Source organism: Acinetobacter sp. NIOH-H-8, from assembly GCF_046635365.1.
Lineage (GTDB): Bacteria > Pseudomonadota > Gammaproteobacteria > Pseudomonadales > Moraxellaceae > Acinetobacter.
In genome coordinates this window covers 99,543-121,905 of sequence record NZ_JBHDVN010000003.1, presented here as the reverse complement: position 1 = coordinate 121,905, position 22,363 = coordinate 99,543, and the positions used below count along the sequence as shown (strand labels likewise).

Annotated in this window: 15 protein-coding genes and 1 pseudogene; 7 read left to right on the top strand and 9 right to left on the bottom strand. The window is 42.0% G+C overall.

The window, feature by feature from the left end:
* Positions 1 to 16 precede the first annotated feature (16 nt).
* Positions 17 to 1,201 (bottom strand): hypothetical protein, encoded by a 1,185-nt coding sequence (locus ACEWB7_RS02870; protein WP_411580407.1) that lies wholly within the window; start codon positions 1,199 to 1,201, stop codon positions 17 to 19.
* Positions 1,202 to 1,348: 147 nt separating this feature from the next.
* On the opposite strand from ACEWB7_RS02870, the gene ACEWB7_RS02865 reads away from it, so the two are divergent.
* Positions 1,349 to 1,642 (top strand): pyocin activator PrtN family protein, encoded by a 294-nt coding sequence (locus ACEWB7_RS02865; RefSeq protein ID WP_032008304.1) that lies wholly within the window; start codon positions 1,349 to 1,351, stop codon positions 1,640 to 1,642.
* Between the two features lie 216 nt (positions 1,643 to 1,858).
* Here ACEWB7_RS02865 and ACEWB7_RS02860 read toward each other — a convergent pair whose 3' ends face one another.
* From ACEWB7_RS02860 to ACEWB7_RS02845, 4 genes and pseudogenes are all read right to left on the bottom strand, one after another.
* Entirely contained in the window at positions 1,859 to 3,061 is a 1,203-nt protein-coding gene (locus ACEWB7_RS02860; protein WP_178868015.1) for a tyrosine-type recombinase/integrase, read from the bottom strand.
* A 215-nt stretch (positions 3,062 to 3,276) separates the two neighbouring features.
* Positions 3,277 to 3,348, bottom strand: a pseudogene (locus ACEWB7_RS02855) (hypothetical protein); the annotation flags it as partial.
* 287 nt (positions 3,349 to 3,635) lie between these two features.
* Positions 3,636 to 5,693 carry an EAL domain-containing protein gene (locus ACEWB7_RS02850; RefSeq protein WP_004782008.1) on the bottom strand — a complete coding sequence of 686 codons (2,058 nt, stop codon included), beginning with the start codon at positions 5,691 to 5,693 and terminating at the stop codon, positions 3,636 to 3,638.
* 426 nt (positions 5,694 to 6,119) lie between these two features.
* The gene (locus ACEWB7_RS02845) at positions 6,120 to 8,309 is read right to left on the bottom strand and encodes a carboxy terminal-processing peptidase (protein WP_166136328.1); all 2,190 of its coding nucleotides are present in this window, start codon (positions 8,307 to 8,309) and stop codon (positions 6,120 to 6,122) included.
* A 199-nt stretch (positions 8,310 to 8,508) separates the two neighbouring features.
* On the opposite strand from ACEWB7_RS02845, the gene nagZ reads away from it, so the two are divergent.
* Both nagZ and ACEWB7_RS02835 read left to right on the top strand, forming a co-directional pair.
* Positions 8,509 to 9,531, top strand: a complete 1,023-nt coding sequence (gene nagZ / locus ACEWB7_RS02840) for a beta-N-acetylhexosaminidase (protein ID WP_312307420.1) — start codon at positions 8,509 to 8,511, stop codon at positions 9,529 to 9,531.
* A gap of 123 nt (positions 9,532 to 9,654) precedes the next feature.
* Positions 9,655 to 10,518, top strand: a complete 864-nt coding sequence (locus tag ACEWB7_RS02835) for a class I SAM-dependent methyltransferase (protein WP_312317342.1) — start codon at positions 9,655 to 9,657, stop codon at positions 10,516 to 10,518.
* Positions 10,519 to 10,546: 28 nt separating this feature from the next.
* Here the strand turns inward: ACEWB7_RS02835 and ACEWB7_RS02830 are convergent, their stop codons facing one another.
* Positions 10,547 to 11,884: an alpha/beta fold hydrolase gene (locus tag ACEWB7_RS02830; RefSeq protein WP_312307418.1), complete on the bottom strand. Its 1,338-nt coding sequence runs from the start codon at positions 11,882 to 11,884 to the stop codon at positions 10,547 to 10,549.
* A gap of 324 nt (positions 11,885 to 12,208) precedes the next feature.
* Here ACEWB7_RS02830 and ACEWB7_RS02825 point away from each other — a divergent pair, with 324 nt between their 5' ends.
* From ACEWB7_RS02825 to pta, 3 genes are all read left to right on the top strand, one after another.
* Positions 12,209 to 13,474: a glutamate-5-semialdehyde dehydrogenase gene (locus ACEWB7_RS02825; RefSeq protein ID WP_034703231.1), complete on the top strand. Its 1,266-nt coding sequence runs from the start codon at positions 12,209 to 12,211 to the stop codon at positions 13,472 to 13,474.
* Positions 13,475 to 13,880: 406 nt separating this feature from the next.
* Positions 13,881 to 15,104: an acetate/propionate family kinase gene (locus tag ACEWB7_RS02820; RefSeq protein ID WP_286740017.1), complete on the top strand. Its 1,224-nt coding sequence runs from the start codon at positions 13,881 to 13,883 to the stop codon at positions 15,102 to 15,104.
* Between the two features lie 54 nt (positions 15,105 to 15,158).
* Positions 15,159 to 17,297, top strand: a complete 2,139-nt coding sequence (pta, locus tag ACEWB7_RS02815) for a phosphate acetyltransferase (RefSeq protein WP_312307417.1) — start codon at positions 15,159 to 15,161, stop codon at positions 17,295 to 17,297.
* Between the two features lie 309 nt (positions 17,298 to 17,606).
* Here pta and ACEWB7_RS02810 read toward each other — a convergent pair whose 3' ends face one another.
* Positions 17,607 to 17,846 carry a DUF2171 domain-containing protein gene (locus tag ACEWB7_RS02810; protein ID WP_004781996.1) on the bottom strand — a complete coding sequence of 80 codons (240 nt, stop codon included), beginning with the start codon at positions 17,844 to 17,846 and terminating at the stop codon, positions 17,607 to 17,609.
* Positions 17,847 to 18,559: 713 nt separating this feature from the next.
* Here ACEWB7_RS02810 and ACEWB7_RS02805 point away from each other — a divergent pair.
* Positions 18,560 to 20,086: a fumarate hydratase gene (locus ACEWB7_RS02805; RefSeq protein WP_005232211.1), complete on the top strand. Its 1,527-nt coding sequence runs from the start codon at positions 18,560 to 18,562 to the stop codon at positions 20,084 to 20,086.
* 58 nt (positions 20,087 to 20,144) lie between these two features.
* Here ACEWB7_RS02805 and ACEWB7_RS02800 read toward each other — a convergent pair whose 3' ends face one another.
* Both ACEWB7_RS02800 and clpX read right to left on the bottom strand, forming a co-directional pair.
* A complete protein-coding gene (locus ACEWB7_RS02800) occupies positions 20,145 to 20,861 on the bottom strand; it encodes a DUF2846 domain-containing protein (protein ID WP_004781989.1) in 717 nt (238 codons plus the stop codon).
* A gap of 167 nt (positions 20,862 to 21,028) precedes the next feature.
* Positions 21,029 to 22,339 (bottom strand): ATP-dependent protease ATP-binding subunit ClpX, encoded by a 1,311-nt coding sequence (clpX, locus tag ACEWB7_RS02795; RefSeq protein WP_004781987.1) that lies wholly within the window; start codon positions 22,337 to 22,339, stop codon positions 21,029 to 21,031.
* Between the last annotated feature and the right edge of the window lie 24 nt (positions 22,340 to 22,363).

Sequence of the window (22,363 nt, the reverse complement as noted above, 5' to 3'; positions counted from 1 at the left end):
ATATCTTAATAAAATTTTATTGATTTAAGCTCATATTCACTTTGCTTAAAGCACTTTTAAACTTATCCCCAATATTTGGATCATAAAAGAAATATTTAGTAAGTACTGGTTCTAATATTCCATAGAAGCCATCATCTATCATGTCATTCACTGTAAATCTAATAAGCTTATAAAAATCAAAAATACTATTATGCTGGTCAAATAAGGTTCTTTCCGAAATAGCAAAACCATACTCTTCCATTTCTTTTTTGGCTATCTCAGAACAGGTAGGTTCAGCATCTAAGATGTGGATAGGGGTCTCACGGTATAATGGTTTGTTTATGTTGTTCTTTTTGACCAGCATCAGATGCCATGCTCCTAGCAAGCTAACCCAAGATGCAAGGTTGGGTTTAAAGATCGGATTATGCCCTAACCTTGCCTCCACATTAGTAAAATACCCCGACAAATCATTTTTTTTGTTTAGATCAATAGTATAGATACGCTGATAATCTACTTTTTCCAAAGCTTCCAACTTGGCCTTAGACTTAATAACTGCAATGACTTTTTCATGGTCACTTAAATTATTCAAATCTACAATCTGCGACATTTTTAAATTTGATGCCAACAGCTTATTTTTAAAAATTTCTAATTCAAGAAATAGCATAGCTCTAAAAAATAACTTATCTAATAATTCCTGAGATATCACCTGATAGGCTTTACTATACTTTGAGACCTTTAATATCCCCATATCAATTAATTTTCCAAGTACTCCAATGGCAATATTGTCATATTCATAGCTTAAAAATTGACTAACTATTTTATAGCGTTCATTTCCGCTCAACGGATATATAGGTTGTCTATCCAATATGTTCTGCAAATCTTGGGCAAATTCATCAATAGGAAAACCCGCCCTATCGACTTCTAAACGTATCTCATGATTAAAAGCAGAGATAAAAATGCTAACATCATTATCTTGCATCTTATCCGATTTACTATAATAGGTAATATTTAAGTCTAGCCCCATCAATAGTAAATGCTTGTAGTGCTCAGCTCTCAGCCCTCTATATTTTCTTGTAGCTAAAATTAGATGAAAAGAATCATTCAACCTTTTATAAAAATCTGACTTCTCATCAGAAAAGGTTTCTAGCGAAACAATATCGTAGAAGTATAAATAATCTAATAGTTTAATAGTGTTGATTTGAATGTCTGTTAGTTTTGGCATTGAGCTGTCTATGAAGAAAAAAGTTACCCTTATTTCCTCATTATTCGTCATTTCATCTTTTTTACAATTATTTCAGTGAATTTAGTTAGTTATACCTTAGTTGTATGACTAAAGATTCAAGAATTAACTTTTTGAAAGAGTGACCAAATGAACAAAGTACAAATGAATTTATCAGATTATTTATTCATGCAATTTAAAACAATCACTCCTACTCTCGAGCAAGTAGGAGCCATGTATTATCCTCATTTAAGTAAAGCTAAATTGCTTGAAAAGGCTAGAAACATGGATTTCCCATTCCCATGCTATAGAATTGATGATAGCCAAAAAGCTCCTTACCTTATCAACCTAGCTGATTTTTCAGAGTTCCTTTCAAAGGCCCTACGAATTAATCAACCCTACATAGACACCGACATACACCAAACGTGCAAAAACAATGGTTGATGGTGGTTAAAGATGTCATACCTCACTTCCAAACAGATACGTGAAAAATTCAATATCAAAGCAGCCGCTACATTATGGAGATGGCAACAGCCAAACCAAAAAATGTTTGCGGAGCCATTCCCGCAACCCATAAAAGCAGTAAAGGGGTCTACAAGTCTTTGGGACCGAGAGCAAATAGAAACATGGGAAGCTAAATTTTTTAGAAATAATGAAAGCCTAACTAGTTAGGCTTTCCAATTTATCCCACCATTGTTTATAAGCGATTCCCATCTCTTTCTGATAATCATGGTAGTCATATGTCCCTTGCTCTCCTGGCATGGTATGACCAATCATTAACTCTGCAATATCACGCGATGTAAAACGACTAAAATGAGTACGAGCTGTACGTCTTAAATCATGCATAGACCAATGTTTCATCTCAACACCATAATGTCTTCTTGCATATTGCATGACATTATACGGTAGCTTACCTGGACCATTTTGCCCATACATCTCTTTAGTCCCATTATTCACGAACATATAGATGGAACTATTCAGCTCCATAGCCTGCTGAATAAAAGGCTCAATTTCAGGCAATATCGGTCTAAGAAGAGGTCGCTTCGTATACTTACCTGTCTTATGGTTTTCAGGTGGTACAGTCCAAATTTTGCGTTCAAAATCGAAATCCGATTTTTTTGCCATCCTCAACTCACTATATCTATTAGCATAGAAGAGACAGATTTTAATAAACAGCGCATTTTTCAACGCCATTCTAGACTCATCGCAAATTTTCCAAATTAGTGCCACTTCGTCGTCTTCAAGAATTCGATCCACTTTATTCTTTTTAATGTTGAGATCACGTTTTCCAGTTATATGACGTATCGGGTTATTCTCAATCAGCCTACGATTTACGCCCCAATCTAAGCACTGTTTTGTATTTGTTAGCAGTCGATCAGTAATTGATGCAGATTTTTCAAAATGGTCTTCTAGTAACTCTAACCACATATGTAGTGTAATTTGATCTGCTGGCAGATATCCATATTTAGGAAACACATACAACTCAAAAGACCGCAATTGTTGTTGTGCATTTTTCTTATTCGGCATGCAGTATTTTTCATGCCATTCTAAATAGAGCTCCTTAAAAGTTAGTGCGTTCGTCACTTTATGAACTTCTAACTTTTTATATACTCTTGGATCATGTCCTGCCTCTAGGACACCTTTCATTTTTTGCAACTCTTGCCTAGCTTGTAATAAAGTCAAATTGGGGTAAGAACCCAAGTCTAGGCGAGCTTGCTTACCCTCGTATCTGAAGCGCATTTGAAAAGTGATCTTACCTTTAGGTGACACACGTACACTCAAGCCATCTCTATCAGGTTCGACATGTTGCTCATCCCTAGTCTTACCTAAATTCTTTTTAAGCCATGTGTCCGTAAGTGGCATTTCACACCTGTGTACAAAATTTTAAATCAGAAAAAATAACATCAAATATGTACACACTCATGTACACAAAACTTCTGAATAAACTTAATTTAACTTGAAACATGATGCAATGGGTATAAGAAAAAATTTTATTAAAATACTGTAATTTAATAAAATATTAATTTTATTTTGAATGCTTTTGAAATAGGTTGGAATAAGATGAATTATAGTGTGTTATTTGGGTGGGAAATAATGGCGAATGTACGTCGCTGAGCGACCTGTGCCGCTAACTCATCTTTAAAACTCATGGAAAATACCTACTGCAGAACCGCAGTGCTCAAGATCAAATACGATCAATATGAAAAATTGACGATATTGTAGCAGATTTCTAGAGCCAATAAGCAGCCCTATAAACTGGAGAAATCGCAGTTTCCCATTCTCTTTTCTGGTTGAACTGATATTTTTTTGGCTCGTCGATTTAACGATTTTAATTCACTACCCAATCTAAAAATTATAAATCGATAACCACATAAATTTTATAATTTACAATTGATTAGTTTAATAATAAAAAATTCTAAATAGTGATTTACCGGGTTCAAGAAACAAAGACCCTAGCTTCAAGTTGCTCGACATCCATCGGTTTACCCAGCAGATAGCCCTGCATCTGCTGACAGCCCAAACGGGTTAAAATTTCTGCCTGCTGCACAGTTTCAATTCCTTCAGCTGTCACTTTTAAACCGAGTTTAATGGCCAGCTGAATAATACTTTCAAGAATCATTTCTTCCTTGGAACCTGCACTCAGACCCTGAATAAATTCCTTGTCAATTTTCAGCTCATCGACAGGCAGGTTTTTTAAATACAGGAAGCTAGAATGCCCGGTACCAAAATCATCAATCGCCAACTGGATGCCCATTTGACGCAACTGCTGCAAAGTCCGGATACTCGAATCAATATGATGCATGGCAGTCGATTCGGTAATCTCGATCATCAAATGTTGAGGATCAATTTTATATTGATTCAGAAGTTGTTCCAGTGTGCTGATCAGATGCTTATGCTCAAACTGAACCGCAGATAAATTGACGCCGATTGGGAAAAAATCAGCATGATCAGCTTCCCAGAGCTGAATCTGTTTGCAGGCCTGCTCTAGAGCCCAGTAGCCCATCGGAATAATCAAACCGGTTTTTTCTGCTCCGGGAATAAACATATTCGGACCCAGCAAACCATGCAATGGGTGCTTCCAGCGGATTAGCGCTTCTACACCACAGATCTGCTCATCATGGGTAAATTTTGGCTGATAAACCAAGATAAATTGCTGTTCTTCTACTGCCTTATACAGATCATTGATCAGTTTACTCTGGCTTTTGCTTTCATGCTGATCGGTCGAGAAATTAAAAACAGAATAGGTATTCCGTCCCTGATACTTGGAAGTCAACATGGCGGCATCTGCATTGATCAGCAGATCCTGCAGATTCTGGCCATGCTTCGGATACATGGCAATCCCGATACTGCCCGAGATATTGATGGTCTTGCCACTGATCTGGAAACTTTCCTGAATCAGTTCCAGAATCTTTTCTGATATTTTCGAGGCCTGCTCTACTGTAGTATTTTCCAGCACCAGCAGAAATTCATCGCCACCGATACGCAGCAGTTTGGAATCATCTCCCAGAATTTGATGAATACGATAAGCCAGCTGAATCAGTAGCTGATCCCCAACGTGATGGCCAAACACATCATTCACGGCTTTAAAGCGATCCAAATCAATATATAAAAAAGCGATTTCATGCTGAGCATCTTGCTGCCGGCCAGAAAACAGCAATTGTGCATATTTGACCAGATATAAACGGTTTGGCAGTTTGGTGAGATTATCCTGAATCGCCTGATTCGCCAGCTCTTTATTGGCCAGCATCAGCTGACGGTTACGTGATTCAAAGCGTAACTCCAGCATGGCTACGCCAAATGCAGTCACCAGTACCAGACAACTAATCAGGATGACTGAAAATAGCAAGTCATAGTGGGAATGACTGATCTGACTCAATGGATGGGCATTTTCATAAAAACTGAGTGCCGCCATTCCCGTATAATGCATCCCGACAATGGTCAACGTGAGCATACTTGCGACCACGAGCTTCATCCGGATCGTACTTTGCACTGCCTGTCGATATTTGAATGCCACCCAGAAACTGAGTCCCGCCCCACTTGTCGCAATCAGAATCGAACAGATCATTAATAAAGGATGATAGGCAGTCACATGATTTTTAACATTCAGGCCCAGCATGCCCACATAGTGCATTCCTGACATACCCAGCCCCATCAGGACAGCCCCTAGAATCAGACGGGCACAAGGCAAAGTTTTACGGGTGGTGAGCCAGATGGCAAAGGTTGCTCCCACAAAGCCAATCACATAAGAACTTAAGGTGAGTGCAGTATCGATATCATAAGCATCAGGAAAATGAGCTGCCGTCATGCCGACATAATGCATTCCCCAGATTGCTAGCCCCAGCAAGCCACCGCTGAACAGTAAAATAAGGGTTTTCAACCTTAGCGATACATTACGAAATAGCATCTGCTCAAGCGTAAGCGTCAAATAGCAGGCAATAAATGCTACAGCCATCGATCCAATGAGCAGACTGACATCATGATGAGCATGAATCATATAAAATGTTCCATCTGGGCGATCATTTTTATTTTATTGCGCAGCTGTATTCGCACGATTCCCCGCTAAATTTACGCCCTATAAAAAATAAAATACTCTTTTCAGAGTTCATCCCGACTGCTTCAAACTTGAAGCTATATACAAAATTTATTGCAATATTTTTATCTCTTCAGTAGCTGGAGTGAAGTTTAAAATTGCCCTGAATCGATAAAATAAAAATTCAGCTTATATATTAGAAGTCTTTGAGATTTTATCAATTGATTAAATTTAATATTCCAGCTTTTTTATTCGACATAAATCACAAATTTTTCTTTTTTATTTAGTTACATAGCACTTTATATTTAATTGATATTGCATTTTATTTGCACAAAAAAACAGCCTATCGAAATAGGCTGTTTTTAGAACTTATATTACTTTATGTTAAAGTTACTGTTTTGACTGTACTTGAGCATAGTCAGCCAAGACATGTGCGGCTTCCAGCACAAAAGCTTCTTCTTCCGGTAATGCCGGACGTTCTTTGGCTTTCATTTTCGCCCGGGCTTCAACCATGGCATCCAGAGATGCCTGATAACTTTCCCAGTTTGGATAAGGTTTCAGGCCGGTTGCAGCACGGCGGGCATTTTCAGCTTCTAAAGCTTTACGCTCGATATCCAGCAACTCAGCTTTACGCTGTTCCAGATCCAGAACTACACGTTTTTGGTCTTCGACTTTTTTCATAGCCGCTGTACGCTGTTCCAGATACTTGAATTGAGGATTCTGAGCGACACGTTGTTGAGATAACTTGGCCAGTTCCGGTACATATTTCTGTACCACACCTTCACGTTTAAATGGTGCGGTTGGAATCGTATCCCACTCTAGGGCATTTTTAGCCTTACGTTCACCAAACTCTTCGTTATAGATGTCGACCAGCTTGATATCCGGAATCACGCCCTTGTTTTGGGTACTACCACCGGTCACACGGTAGAACTTACGCTGAGTCAGCGTTGCCTGACCATGTGCCAAGCTATCTAGCTGAACCTGCGCAGTTCCTTTACCTGTTGTGGTACTACCAATCACGATGCCACGTTCATAATCCTGAATTGCTGCTGAATAAATTTCACTTGCAGATGCAGAAGCCAGGTTCACCATTACTGCCAATGGGCCGGCATAGGTTTGTGCACCACCATCATCATCTTCAAAGACGCTGACATTACCGTTACCATCACGAATCTGAACCACAGGACCTGACTTGATCACCTGTCCCAGCATACGTGCCACTTCTTCAAGTGAACCACCCGGGTTATTGCGCAAGTCTACAATAATACCGGCAACATTCTTCGCAGCCAGCTCTTTCAGGGCCTTATTGGTATCTTCTGATACGGAACGGTAGTCGGTACCCGCACGACGGGCACGATAGTTCAGATAGAAAGATGGAATTTCAATCACACCATATTGATATTTTTTACCATCACGCTGGATTTCCACGGTACGGGTTCTAACCCCGGCATCTTCTTCCTGAATCACATCACGTACCAGACTGACATTACGCGCCTGTCCCATGGTCGCACCCGGGCCTAGTAACTTCAGTGTTACTTTGGTGCCGCGCTTACCACGAATCAGACCAACAATTTCATTGCTTGGCCAGCCAATTACATCAACCATCTGTTCGCCGTCTTGAGCAACGCCAACAATACGGTCACCTGATTTTACCTGTCCTGATTTGCTGGCAGGCCCACCTTCTACAATGGTTTCAATCTTGGTGTAATCTTCATTACCACGTTCTGGGCGAATCGACACTCCAATCCCTTCCAGCTGCAATGTAGTCTGACGGTTCAGCTCCATCGCATCTACAGGCGGGAAATAATTACTGTGCGGATCATAAGTCAGCATCATCGCATTCAGGGTTTTGTCCAGCACATCATCACTCTTGATCCGGCTGAGACGCTCTAACTGACGGGTATAACGCTTAGTCAGGGTTTGAGCAGGCGTTAAATCTTCCGGCCCAGTTAGGTCCTGACCATTCGCCAGTTCCGGATTGGCTTTGAGTGCATTCTGCTTGGCCTGCTCTTCCTCTTTACTAATCGTCAGATTAATCAGCTGAGAGACCAGCATTTTTGACCAGTGGGCACGCTGCTCAGCCTGAGTTTTAAAGAATGGCGCTTTTTCGCGATCCGTTTCAATATATACATTCTTCTGATTCAGGTTTTGCGGTTTTTTCAGTTCTTCCAGCATAAAGGTATAGAACTGGGCTAAACGCTCACGATACTGCGCATGAATTTCATAAGGGCCAGACAAATTGCCGGCTTTCAGATTGGCACCGAAAGTAGCGCCATAGCGTTTTTTATAATCTTCTATTTCAGATGCCAGAAAAAGACTGTGATCTGCATCCAGACTATCAATATAAAAATCAAAGATACGCTGTGAAGTCTGAGCATCCAGACGCATATTCAAATAATGTTGGCGATCAACGAGAGTTGCCAGTTGTCGGGATACCAATGCCTGTTCTTGAGAAGGTTGAAGCACTGCTTTGCTGACTACTTCTTTACCATCAGCTGCAATTGCATCATTCACCACATGGGTAAAAAATAATCCGCCTGTCGCAATCGCAACTGCACAAGCTATTGTTTGAAATTTCATAAATAATTCGTACTTCCTTGGCCTCAAGACCAATTTGACCGTGTTGCTTTTCGAGCAGAACTTAAAGTATTCAGCATCTTAAACAACTTAATATGTTTATGTCGTGTAGTTTTATCATATTCTGTGCTGACAAAGTGTAGCAAATCATTGCAGAATTCAGGTATTGTTTTCCCCGAAAATTCTAAAATGGATTCCGCATATGATTGGCGCATTGATGCTCGACATCGCAGGCACTACCCTTACTCAAGAAGATATTGAACTCTTGGGTGCACCACAAGTCGGTGGTGTGATTTTATTCGGTCGCAATATTGAATCTCCTGCCCAAGTCCGCGCTTTGACTGATCATATGCGTCAGGTCCGTCCAGATATTCTGATTGCGGTGGATCAGGAAGGTGGCCGGGTACAGCGCCTGAAACAGGGCTTTACCCTGCTGCCTGCCATGGGCAAGTTTGGTGAGCTTTACCAGACCGATCATGAAAAAGCGCTGGAACTGGCCGAGAAATGTGGCTGGTTGATGGCGACTGAAGTACTGGCTGTCGGAATTGACTTCAGTTTTGCGCCTGTACTGGATTTAAATGATATTAGTGATGTGATTGGCGACCGTAGCTTTGCCAGAAATATTCAGGATATTATTCCACTAGCTAGTGCTTTTCTGAAAGGTATGAAACGTGCTGGCATGGCTTCGACCGGTAAGCATTTCCCGGGACATGGTTCGGTTAAGGCCGATTCGCATGTGGCCGCTGCCATTGATATGCGCAGCTATGAAGAAATCCAGCAAAAGGATATGCAGACTTTTATCCAGTTACAATCCCAACTGGATGCGCTTATGCCTGCCCATGTTATCTATAGTCAGGTTGATCCAAATCCAGCCGGTTTTTCAGAATTCTGGATTCAGAAAGTGTTACGTCAAGAACTTGGATTCGACGGCGTACTGTTCTCGGATGATTTAAGCATGCAGGCTGCCTGTGTGGCTGGTGGTGCCGATGCCCGTATTCAGGCGGCATTGAAAGCAGGTTGTGATATGGGGTTAGTCTGCAATGATCGCGCAGCACAGTGTATCGCACTTGAAGGCATTCAGGAGCTACCGCTGCCAAATCAGCAGCGTCTGGAACGCATGCGCGGAAAAATTGCAGAGATTCAGATCGGCACTGAACTGAATCTTGGAGATGAGTGGTGCCAGATCCGTGATGAAATCAGTCAGTTTAAAGATCAGGTTCTGTAATTTTTAAATGACCTGAATACGACAAAGGAACACGACAAGGTGTTCCTTTTTTATTATCATGTTGAAAAGACTGCTATATTGATGAGCAGCATTGAATTAAAACAACAATAAGGTCAGGACGACATGACAGAATCTCTTTCGCAACACCGCCATATTTCTTTTACCGCACATTATACCGGCTATATCTGGTACAAAATGGGGATTTCACATCCGGTATTTGCCACCTCTAAAGGTAAATTTCTTGCCAAACTGGTTCATCCACTGGAGTCATGGGCTGAGCGTCATGTCGGTGGCAGTATGCGTACCACCCTGAAACAGCGTCATCAAATGATTGATGAACACTTAAGTCAGTTAATTAGTAAATATCCTCAATTACAGGTACTGGAAATTGCCAGCGGTCTTTCTCCACGCAGCTGGAACTTTAGACAGAAATTTCCCGGGATTAATTATCGGGAGCTGGATCTGCCCGATATGGCCAAGATCAAAACTAATGCTTTGCAGCAGATTGATCCGGATGCCCCGGAAGTATTGAGCGGCGATATTTTTAGTGCAGAACTGGCGAATATTTTTAAAGTCTTTGACCCGCAGCAGCCTTTAGTCATTATTAGTGAAGGCCTGATCAATTACTTTGATCAAAAAATGCTGTTTACCTTGCTCAAAGGTATTAACGAATATGGTCAAGGTTTCAGCGAAGTGCATTATCTCAGTGATATTTATCCTGAACCGGTCAAAAATAAACTGGCAAGCTTTATCTGGGCCTGTAGTCGTCTGCTAAAATTCATGTCACGCAGTGCATTTACCTTTCATTTTAAATCACCTCAAGAACTACAGCAGTTTTTTCAGCAAGCTGGGTTTATGCAGGTGGAGGTCGAACAGCCACAACGTTATTTTGCAGAACCTCGACAGCAGAATCCTCATTATGAACAGGATGAACATTTGGGAGATTTAGTCTGGATGATTCATGCAATGAAAAAAAACAGCGTTTAATTACGCTGTTTTTTATGAATTCTATTGTTTAGATGACTGCATCGAATACTTCAGCCTGTTGAAGTGCTTTCTCTTTCTGAACAAAACGTAATAAACGCTCTGCTACATCAAAACTGCCATGCTTGAACAAGGCACGTAACTGGGTGTCATCATGTTCGAAGATCAGACATTCGATCTTGAATTCGCCTTCTTCATCTTCCAGATGCAAAGCCAGATCACGTGGATATGCGGCTGCCTGATCGGTTAATCCAGGTTCCAATTCCAGCAACACCCCAAAGAAATTCATATCGACAATTTCTGCCTTGAGTACCAGATCAGAATGGCGATGACTTAAATAACGCTGTGGATCTTGAACTGTAATCCGCTCTTCACCACGTCGTTCGATCTGCTGCATCTGTTCACGGGTGAACGGGATAATACCTTCGAGCTGATCAACCGGCTGATCACGCAAGAAAGTTGCAAATAGATGCATGGTTTCTTTACGGCGCTGTAACTGAGGCACATGATCTGCAGAAGCGATCTGCACATACTGCATGTTTGGACATTGCAGGGCAAAATTGGCATTTTCATGCGGCAAGGTAAAGCTGTCATACTGCCCGCAAGCCACTAAAACTTTGCATTGAGGAATCGGCACATTGGTTAGTCGCAACAGACGATTACAGTTAATGTCATAGCGGTCCTGCTCAGTGGCAGTAAACTCGGACATCTGCTTGAAGAACAACCGTTTTGCTGTTGGCGACATGCGGGTTTCTTTTAAACGCGCATGATTGACCAGATACAGAATCACCGCTTGGCCGAATTCATCCATGCGCTGTTCTTTCATTAAATGCAGAGATTCTTCCAGCAGCATGCGCCAGCTTTTGCGGGTCTTTTGCATCACACCCATTAAAATCATACGGTCTACCAGTTCAGGGCGCTGATCCGCCAGACAGGAAGCCACCACTGAACCCAGAGACATTCCCAGAATAGCCACCTTAGGCAATTGCATCTGCTCCAGCCATTGGCCTAGCATCGCGGCCAGATCTTCGAGTTCAAGTGTTCCTGCAGATAAGCCGGTATCAACGTTAGTAATTTGCTGGTTGGCCCCCATGGAAGGTAAATCAATTAAAATAATAGGTCCCGCATCAAATAACTGTTCTACACAATATTTGTAAGAATTAAAGTTCTGAAAAGCTCCCCCAATAATCACCATTGGGCGCATATGCAAAGTATCAGGACGCGCAATGGCCATATACTCGATTTTCCAGCCATCGATCCATGTCGTACGTGCTGGTTGCTTGAAACTGTGCTTATCATAAAGATCAAAAAAACCGTAATGGCTATGTTGGTCCAATGCCTGGGCATCCATCTGGATAATGGAATTCATATTCCTTTCCTCCGTCCTTGCCTTATTTTTATTGTGCAAGTCATTATTTACAGATCTTATGCTTCAGGATTATTCCGATTATCCTGAACACGCATCCTGCGCTGTAGTAATTATATCAATGACATCTATGTCGCTACATTTCATTCTATACAGAGCGGCTTTTCACAAGCAACTGATTCGACAACCACTTATCTGCTTTTGAAGATAAAACAATTTCAAAATGTTTAGAAACAGTGAAAAGCTTATGATTTTTAAGTGATGGGCTTCATTGTCCGGCATCAGACTGTTAATATCAAAGTGAAATTTCTAAGTGATTGAACCGCTATGCAAGAGTCTATTGAACAATATATGCAAACGGTAGGACAGCAGGCACGCCAGGCTTCTCGCATTTTGGCTCGTGCGTCTACCCAAACTAAAAACAGCGCATTGTCAGCAATTTATACCGCTTTAGAAAACAGCCAGGCCGCTATTCTGGCTGCTAACCAGATTGATATGAATAAAGCTCACCAGAACAATCTGGACAGTGCCCTGCTTGATCGCTTAGAACTCAACCCCGCACGCTTTAAAGGTATGTTACAGGGCCTGAAAGATGTGATCAGCCTGAAAGATCCAATTGGTGAAATCACTGATATGGCTTACCGTCCTACAGGGATTCAGCTTGGCAAGATGCGTGTGCCTTTGGGCGTAGTGGGCATGATTTATGAATCGCGTCCCAATGTAACTCTGGAAGCTGCTTCACTGGCATTAAAATCTGGAAATGCGATTATTCTGCGTGGCGGTTCAGAAGCTCTGGAATCTAACCAGGCCATTGCAACTGCCATCCAGCATGGCTTAAAAGTGGCAGGCTTACCTGAAGCGTCAGTTCAGGTGATCAATACGACTGACCGTGCTGCGGTTGGCCAGCTGATTACCCTGACTGAATATGTCGATGTGATCGTACCGCGTGGTGGTAAAGGCTTAATTGAACGCATTACTGAAGAAGCGCGTGTACCTGTGATTAAACATCTGGACGGGAATTGTCATGTCTATGTCGAAGCACAGGCTGATCTGCTCAAAGCCCTACCCATTGCTTTGAATGCCAAAACCCATCGTTATGGGGTATGTAATGCCATGGAAACTTTGCTGGTTGATGAGAAAGTTGCTGAAGATTTCCTGCCTCGAATTGCTGAGTTGTATCAGGAAAAACAGGTGGAACTTCGTGGTTGTCGTGAAACCCAGCGTATCTTGGGCAATCAGGTAGTTGCCGCAACAGAAGAAGATTGGTACACCGAGTATCTAGGTCCGATTCTGGCAGTTAAAATCGTATCGGGTGTTGAGGAGGCTATTGAACATATCAATAAATATGGCTCGCATCATACAGATTCAATTATTACTGAGAATTACAGCATCGCTCGTGAATTTTTAGCAGGTGTAGATTCGAGTTCAGTCATGATCAATGCCTCTACCCGCTTTGCTGACGGCTTCGAATATGGCCTAGGGGCGGAAATCGGTATTTCGACGGATAAGATTCATGCCCGTGGCCCGGTTGGTCTGGAAGGTTTGACTTCCCAGAAATGGGTAGTCTTCGGTGATGGTCAGATTCGCCAGTAAATAGATAATAAAATCAGCCTTGTTCGCAAGGCTGATTTTTTATGCATTAGATGAATAAAAGACATGTTCAAGTAAATATGCAGCCTTTATAAAATTGCATATAATTTCTTCATATCCATACCTAAAAGGTAGAATAAATAAACATTATTTTTAAGAAATATAAGTTACAGTTTAATAGATCATTTTTTAGCAGTATTTTATTTATAAATGAAAACTATGAACTGATAAATTTTAATTATTATTGTCGCTATGGTCGATAATGCTTAAGTCTAATCGGCTAAAGTCTATCTAGGACAGTAAAAAAACCCATGTTAAAACATGATCACAGACCTATCTTGTGTCGCTTTTGCCAGCAGACAGGTCAACGAAATGGATGAGAATTTTAATTAGAATCGGGTAAACAATCGTGTCTAAATCAGTATTAGTTATTAATTGTGGCTCTTCTTCAATCAAGTTTGCCCTATTGCTTGAAGAACAGAATTTCCGTATTCACGGCTTAGCTGAGAACTTAGGCACAGAAAATGCCCGTATTAAAGGTGTGACTGTCGGCAATGAACCCGTCGATATTCATATTCCTTTTGCAGATCATAAAAAAGCATTAGAAGTAGGTTTAGAGCGTTTGGCGAACTACAAGCCGGATGCCATTGGTCACCGTGTGGTACATGGCGGCAGTCTGACCAAAGCTGAACTGATTACTGACGAAATTATTGAAAAAATTCGCGAAGCAACTCCACTTGCGCCTTTACACAATCCGGCTCACCTGATCGGGATCGAAGCGACTAAACGTTTATTCCCAGATTTGCCACAAGTCGCAGTATTCGACACAGCTTTCCATCAAACCATGCCGGCACATGCTTACCGTTATGCCCTGCCTAAATTCCTTTATACCGAATATGGCGTACGTCGTTATGGTTTCCATGGTACCAGCCATGCTTATGTGTCCGATCGCGGTTCTGAACTGGCTGGCAGCTTTAAGCAAGGTGGCTGGTTAACAGCCCATCTCGGTAATGGTAGTTCGACCTGTGCGGTGTGGAATGGCCAAAGTGTAGATACCTCAATGGGTCTGACGCCACTTGAAGGTGTGGTGATGGGGACTCGTAGTGGTGATGTCGATCCAAGTTTACATAGCTTCCTGGCTGCAAACTTAGGCTGGGATGTATATAAAATTGACAAGATGCTCAACAAAGAAAGTGGCTTGCTTGGTTTATCTGACAATCTGTCTAATGACATGCGTACCCTGATTGAAGCCTCAGAACAAGGTAATGAAGATGCGACTCTTGCGATTGAAGTATTCTGCTACCGTCTGGCGAAATCTTTAGCTGCTTTAAGCTGTGGTCTGCCACGTATTGATGGTCTGTTCTTTACCGGTGGTATTGGTGAAAACTCGGCGTATATCCGTGAAAAAACCATGGCTTATTTACCACATTTCGGTTTCAACCTGGATAAAGATGCTAATAGCAGTTTGAAACGTGGTACGGAAGGTCGTATCGATAATGGTACAGGCCCACAAATCTGGGTAGTTCCAACTGATGAAGAAGGCCGAATCGCGAAAGAAACTCATTATGTGGTAGAGCATGAAGTGGAGCAAGCCACTGCAAAAAAGTCTGAACCTGAAGCTGCGCTTGCATAAGCAAGCCCGGTTCCCTTTTACCTAATTTCTATTATTGCGCGACTGATATTACTTATGAAAACAATTTTATTGGTGCCGACCGGGGAAGGCGTCGGCTTAACTTCAGCCTGTTTAGGTTTGGTATATGCTTTAGAATGCCAAGGGGTAAAAGCAGGTTTTGTGAAACCTTTTTCACAGGAAAAAAGTCAGGAAACAGATCGCACTACAGCACTCTATCGTCATTTATCCCAAAGTGAAACCGTTGAACCAATTGCTTATGAAAGCCTGATTCAGCGCTTTAATCTGGGTGAAACAGATGAATTGCTTGAAGATGCTGTACGCCTGCATCGTGAGATTGCCAAAAATCACGACCTGATTATTGTTGAAGGTTTGGTACCTAATAGCCGCGATACCTTTGCGCCAAGCTTTAATGCAGCCTTGGCGCAGGCACTCGATGCCAAAGTCATCATTGTCAGCAATGCTGATATCAACCAGCCTGAAGTAGCAGCTGAAAAAGTTGAAAGCCAATTACGTTATTTGGGTGGATCCTCTTCTACCCGTATGGCTGGCGTATTATTTATGCGAACCAAAGGCTTACCGGAAGATTCTGCACAGATCCCGGTGACCATTGATCCTAGTTTACGTCTGATCAGTGATACCAACAAATTTATAGCTGATATTCAAAAAACCCATGCCCATATTGGTTCTGAAAAGCTTCCAGTCATTGGTCTGGTTCCATTCAGCAATACTTTAAGTGTGCCACGTATTTCTGACCTGGCAGCGCATATTTCAGCAGACTGGGTGAACTTGGGTGAAGCAAAACAGCGCCGTGTCTTACACAGCAGTTTAATTGCGTCCAATATTGAGCATGAATTACATAAATTTGTGGCTGGCGAGCTGATTATCAGTGCATCAGACCGTATTGATGTCTTGCTGGCAAGTAGCCTGGCGAGCAGCAATGGCATTCCATTGGCAGGACTGGTGCTGACTGAACACTATGAGCCAAATGCAGCGGTACTGGAATTCTGCCAGACAGCAATCAAACATGGTCTGCCTATTTTGCATACGCCACTCAGCACTTTTGAAACTGCCCAAAGTCTGGCCAATTTAAGCAATGAAATTCCATGTGATGATACTGAACGCGCTGAACAGGTGACCCGTTTTGTATCCAGTCACTTAAATGAAGAATGGATCGCACAGCTAATCAATGGTTCTTATAAGCCACGTCTGTCTCCTTCTGCATTCCGTCATGAATTGGTACAAAAATCGATTGCAGCGAAAAAACGTATTGTGCTTCCGGAAGGTGATGAGCCGCGTACCATTCAGGCAGCTGCAATCTGTCAATCTCGCGGGATTGCACACTGTATCTTATTGGCAAAACCGGAAGAAGTGGTTGAAGTTGCCAAAGCACGAAATATTGAATTACCGCATGATCTTGAAATTATTGATCCCGACCTGATTCGCGAGAATTATGTGGAAAAAATGGTTGAACTGCGTAAAGGTAAAATCAATGAATTACAGGCGCGTGAACAGTTACAGGATACTGTGGTACTCGGTACTATGATGCTGGCACTTGATCAGGTGGATGGTCTGGTTTCTGGTGCAGTACATACCACAGCAAATACCGTTCGTCCTGCTTTCCAGTTGATCAAGACAGCACCTGAATATTCATTAGTCTCTTCTGTATTCTTTATGCTGCTGCCAGATGAAGTCTATGTCTATGGTGACTGTGCGATTAATCCAGATCCGGATGCCGAACAACTGGCTGAAATTGCAATTCAGTCTGCTGACTCCGCAAAAGCCTTTGGCATTGATCCACGTATTGCGATGATTTCTTACTCTACCGGGACTTCAGGCACAGGTGCAGACGTAGAAAAAGTGGCAAAAGCGACAGAGATTGCCAAGCAGCGTCGTCCTGATCTGCTGATTGATGGTCCACTTCAATACGATGCCGCTTCAGTTGAAAGTGTGGGTCGTCAGAAAGCACCAGATTCACAAGTCGCTGGTCGTGCCAATGTGTTTATCTTCCCTGATCTAAATACTGGTAACACCACTTATAAAGCGGTACAACGTGCAGCAAATGTCGTGAGTGTCGGTCCGATGCTGCAAGGCTTGAACAAGCCGGTGAATGACCTGTCACGTGGTGCGCTGGTCGATGACATTGTATTTACCATTGCTTTAACTGCGATTCAGGCTGATCAGCAAGCTGGTTAATTTTCTTTAACACTCCACAACCATCCGATCAAAAGATCGGGTGGTTTTTTTATTGATCTATTTTATAAGTTTTCTCAGTAATTATTAGACGTTCTATAATCTACAGATTATCTAGCTCAAAAAATTATGCAGGTTCTTAATCTGCTCTATGAGTAAATGAAACTAAAATAAACAGATTGATGACACAAAAGAAATGCCAGCCGAACAGGCTGGCATTTACCACTTTAACAGATCAGACTTGCCTATTTTAAACTTAAATCCAGTTTGACTATTTAAGCCAAACCAGAATAAGTCAGGCAAAGATCATGCTTATACCGTGGTCCATTCTTTGTGCACATCTTCTGCTGTTTTATTCAAGATCACACTGTCATCTTTCACTTCACTTACCCAGCTGATCGGGATCAGATGATGCTCATTATTCTCGTCATCACTTCTTGTCAATTTAATCTTGTCCTGACCTTCTAAATGATCCACTTTACCAACTTGAGTACCATCTGAAGCAATTACTGAAGCATGTTCTTTGATGTCATTTGTATTAAAGTTACTCATTCCAATTGCCCTATTTATAGAAGTTGAGAGACCTCAGTGTAAGCCCTAAAAAATTGGCTGTGTGTAAGGGTTTTCAGGCTTTGGGTTTTTCTGGGTTAATAATGTAATGAAGAAAAATAACTGTGTCACAGGCGTGTTGTGGCAAGGCCAAGATGATTGAAATATTGTTTTTTTATTAAGGTAATTTGAAGATTTGAAGATTTGAAGATTTGAAGATTTGAAGATTTGAAGATTTGAAGATTTGAAGATAGGCTAATTTTTTAGCTCTTAAAATGTAAAAAAGAAGATAAAGCTTAAGCTTGATCTTCTTTCTGGCCGTAGAACCAAGTAGCAGCGATATAAAGACTAAAAGCAATTACCATCAATACACTAGTCAGGGTCATAAAGAAAACTCATCATTCATTTGATAAGCGCATTATGTAAAACTTTTATGACAGTTATATGACAATGATGAAATTTTCATAATTTTAATTAACTAATAAAAATCAAATATTTAAAATAAAATTAATTATATTTAAATAAACTTTAAGCTGAAATATGACAGTAAATATGACAAAAACTGGTCATTTTTAACAGATCTCTCAGCCAAAGTAATATGCCTTATTGCTTAAACTATAAACTTTTGGCCAATGTCCCTGCAAAACGCCCACAACCGGATTCATTTGTCTTATAATTTAGCCCGCTAGCTAACAGCCCGCTCAAGAGATATTTGTATGACAACTATTATCAAGCAAGATGACTTGATCACATCGGTTAAAGATGCGCTTCAGTTCATTTCTTACTATCATCCACAAGACTTCATCCAAGCGATGAGCCGTGCGTACGACCGTGAAGAGAACAAAGCTGCGAAAGATGCGATCGCGCAAATCTTAATTAACTCACGCATGTGTGCAGAAGGCCACCGCCCTATCTGCCAGGATACTGGTATCGTCAACGTATTTGTTGAAGTGGGCATGGACGTTAAATTTGATTTAACCATGAGCCTCGACGATGCGATCAACGAAGGTGTACGTCAAGGTTATCTTGAAAACTCTAACGTACTTCGTGCATCTGTACTGGCTGACCCTGCTTTTGGCCGTAAGAACACCAAAGACAACACGCCTGCTGTGATCTACCACAAACTTGTTCCAGGTAATAAAGTAGACATCACTGTTGCTGCCAAGGGTGGCGGTTCAGAAAACAAATCTAAACTGGCAATGTTGAACCCGTCTGACTCAATCGTGGACTGGGTATTAAAAACTGTTCCAACTATGGGTGCAGGCTGGTGTCCTCCTGGTATGCTGGGTATCGGTATTGGTGGTACTGCTGAAAAAGCCATGATGCTTGCAAAAGAAGCATTGATGGAAGAGATCAACATGGACGAATTGCTTCGTCGTGGTCCACAAAACAAACTTGAAGAACTTCGTATCGAAATCTTCGAGAAAGTAAACGCATTGGGCATTGGCGCTCAAGGTCTTGGCGGTTTAACCACTGTTCTAGACATAAAGATCAAAGATTACCCTTGTCACGCTGCGGGCAAACCAGTCGGCATGATCCCGAACTGTGCAGCAACCCGTCATGCACACTTTACACTTGATGGTTCAGGCGTTGCGCATATTCAAGCACCAAGCCTTGAAGACTACCCATCAGTCACTTGGGATTCTTCATCTTCTAAACGTGTTGACCTAGACAACATCACTCAAGAAGAAATGAACTCTTGGAAACCAGGTGATACGCTGCTTCTAAACGGTACAATCTATACTGGCCGTGATGCTGCACACAAACGTATGGTAGACATGCTGAACAACGGTGAAGAACTTCCTGTTGATCTAAAAGGCAAATTCATCTACTACGTAGGTCCTGTTGATCCAGTGGGTGATGAAGTTGTAGGTCCTGCAGGTCCAACAACTGCAACTCGTATGGATAAATTCACTCGCCAAGTATTAGAAGCAACTGGTCTTTATGGCATGATCGGTAAAGCGGACCGTGGTCCTGCTGCTGTTGAAGCAATTAAAGACAATAAAGCGACTTACCTTATGGCGGTTGGTGGTGCTGCATACCTCGTATCTAAAGCAATTCGTGAAGCTGAAGTAGTTGCATTTGCTGATTTGGGTATGGAAGCGATCTACAAGTTTGTAGTGAAAGATATGCCTGTTTCTGTTGCAGTTGACGTAAATGGTACATCTGTACACGCGACTGCTCCAAAAATCTGGCAAGCGAAAATTGGCAAGATTCCAGTAGTTGACGCTGCTGCAGGCTAATTTAAGCTAATAAAAAAGCACCCAGATGGGTGCTTTTTTATTGGCGTTTGAAAATTAATTACCAGGTTCTTGGATCCCAGAGTTTAAACGGTGTGGTTAACTGTACATCTGTAGATGGATCATATTCAGTTGCCTTAATTTTCTGAGCTTTCTTGCGGATTTTCCCAGTTTCCTGATCCTGTGCAAAAAAGTTAAAACTGTCCGATTTTAACTGGGTAAAAGCAATTTCATTGAGGCCCACACTGCTCGGCATCAGCATCAGAGGACCCGGAACACTACGACGGGTGCTTAGATTTTCTTCATCATATTTAATAAAATAGGATTGACCCGCTTCTACCGTAAAGTCCAGATATTTAGGTTTCTGGAAGTGCAAAGCACCCAATGGACGACTGGTACTCAAGCGATAAGTGCCTGCAGGTAGCTCAATCCAGTAATGATGATTATGCAATAAACTCGGAATACGATGCTGATTGATAAACAGACTGGCAGCGACAATTTCCTGACGATTCCATTTGGAATCCGGGCGGTATAAATAAACGATTGCAGCGTCCTCATGCTGAGGTTTAACTGCCTGAAAATGATTGCCCTGTTTCTGGTTGACCCAGCCGCCAATCGTAAACATCCCCACCCGATGTTGTTCGACGAAGCCCGGTTTTTTTTCAAGATCAATATTTTTTAAAGTGCTGAGTGGCTGTGTAGGCTCAACTACGGCTTTTTTACCGTGACAACCCATCAGCGCCAAACTGCCGATGAGCACCATTGCGACTCCACGCATGCTTATCCCTCACTGCGTCTTTATTCTTGTATGCAAGTGCTTTGCGATATATTTTTATAGCTTTCGGCGTCCACGCCTAGATGTTGAGATTAGCATCTGCTTTTATCTTTTGGAAATAAAAAACGTGCGAAAACACGGGGTTTTCGCACGTTTCTGACGAATAGCAATCAAGCAGATTTGCTATTCACCACCTTTAAATCAACTTTTGCTGCTGTTTCTGGCTCATCATGTGGTTGACGTTCAGCACGAAACTCTGGTGCAGCTTCGCCATTAATGACGGCTTCATTCACCACCACAGTGCCTACATCGCTACGACTTGGCAAGTCATACATGGTTTCTAGCAATGAATTTTCCAGAATCGAACGCAGGCCACGCGCACCAGTATTACGTTCCAGTGCTTTTTTCGCAACGGCACGTAGTGCTGAATCTTCAAAGACCAAGTCCACATTTTCCATCTCAAACAAATGTTTATATTGACGGGTTAATGCATTCTTCGGCTCAGTCAGAATCTGCATTAAAGCTTCTTCATCTAGCTCATCCAGAGTCGCAATCACTGGTAAACGACCAATGAATTCTGGAATCAGACCAAATTTCACCAAGTCAGTCGCTTCGACCTGACGGAACAATTCAGACAGCTTTTTGCTTTCGTCTTTATTACGGACTTCTGCAGTAAAGCCAATACCACCTTTCTCCTGACGCTGCTGTACGATTTTCTCAAGACCTGAGAAAGCACCGCCACAGATGAACAGAATGTTCGAAGTATCAATCTGAATGAATTCCTGCTGCGGATGCTTACGGCCACCTTGTGGTGGGATTGAAGCAACCGTACCTTCGATCATTTTCAACAAGGCTTGCTGTACGCCTTCACCTGATACATCACGGGTAATCGATGGATTCTCAGATTTACGGGTAATCTTGTCGATTTCATCGATATAGATAATTCCCTTTTGCGCTTTTTCGACATCGTAATCAGCTTTTTGCAAAAGCTTTTGTACAATGTTTTCAACATCTTCACCCACATAACCCGCTTCAGTCAGGGTTGTTGCATCTGCCATCGCAAATGGAACGTCCAGAAGACGGGCAAGGGTTTGTGCCAGCAAAGTTTTACCTGAACCCGTCGGACCGACCAGCAGGATATTACTTTTGGCAATTTCAACGGAATCATCTGCTTTCTTACCATTGGTCTGTACTTTCAGACGTTTGTAATGGTTATATACGGCCACAGATAATGTCTTTTTCGCTACGTCCTGACCAATCACATATTGATCGAGCGCCGCACGGATTTCATGCGGTTTCGGTAAAGGACGGTTCGCCCAGTCATTGGTTTCGACCTGTTGACTGGTTTGAACCAAATCTAAGCATACGTCCACACATTCATTACAAATGTATGCGTCCTCGCCTGCAATCAGCTTTCCGACTTCAGACTGCGTTTTACCGCAAAATGAACAATGCTTTTGTCCTTGAGGATGTTCGGACATATTTACTCCAATATCTCAATCTCT

What these genes read in the sequence shown, in the direction of transcription:
- ACEWB7_RS02870 (WP_411580407.1), bottom strand. Translation starts at nt 1,201, where the DNA reads ATGCCAAAACTAACAGACATTCAAATCAACACTATTAAACTATTAGAT.
- ACEWB7_RS02865 (WP_032008304.1), top strand. Translation starts at nt 1,349, where the DNA reads ATGAACAAAGTACAAATGAATTTATCAGATTATTTATTCATGCAATTT.
- ACEWB7_RS02860 (WP_178868015.1), bottom strand. Translation starts at nt 3,061, where the DNA reads ATGCCACTTACGGACACATGGCTTAAAAAGAATTTAGGTAAGACTAGG.
- ACEWB7_RS02850 (WP_004782008.1), bottom strand. Translation starts at nt 5,693, where the DNA reads ATGATTCATGCTCATCATGATGTCAGTCTGCTCATTGGATCGATGGCT.
- ACEWB7_RS02845 (WP_166136328.1), bottom strand. Translation starts at nt 8,309, where the DNA reads ATGAAATTTCAAACAATAGCTTGTGCAGTTGCGATTGCGACAGGCGGA.
- nagZ (WP_312307420.1), top strand. Translation starts at nt 8,509, where the DNA reads ATGATTGGCGCATTGATGCTCGACATCGCAGGCACTACCCTTACTCAA.
- ACEWB7_RS02835 (WP_312317342.1), top strand. Translation starts at nt 9,655, where the DNA reads ATGACAGAATCTCTTTCGCAACACCGCCATATTTCTTTTACCGCACAT.
- ACEWB7_RS02830 (WP_312307418.1), bottom strand. Translation starts at nt 11,884, where the DNA reads ATGAATTCCATTATCCAGATGGATGCCCAGGCATTGGACCAACATAGC.
- ACEWB7_RS02825 (WP_034703231.1), top strand. Translation starts at nt 12,209, where the DNA reads ATGCAAGAGTCTATTGAACAATATATGCAAACGGTAGGACAGCAGGCA.
- pta (WP_312307417.1), top strand. Translation starts at nt 15,159, where the DNA reads ATGAAAACAATTTTATTGGTGCCGACCGGGGAAGGCGTCGGCTTAACT.
- ACEWB7_RS02810 (WP_004781996.1), bottom strand. Translation starts at nt 17,846, where the DNA reads ATGAGTAACTTTAATACAAATGACATCAAAGAACATGCTTCAGTAATT.
- ACEWB7_RS02805 (WP_005232211.1), top strand. Translation starts at nt 18,560, where the DNA reads ATGACAACTATTATCAAGCAAGATGACTTGATCACATCGGTTAAAGAT.
- ACEWB7_RS02800 (WP_004781989.1), bottom strand. Translation starts at nt 20,861, where the DNA reads ATGCGTGGAGTCGCAATGGTGCTCATCGGCAGTTTGGCGCTGATGGGT.
- clpX (WP_004781987.1), bottom strand. Translation starts at nt 22,339, where the DNA reads ATGTCCGAACATCCTCAAGGACAAAAGCATTGTTCATTTTGCGGTAAA.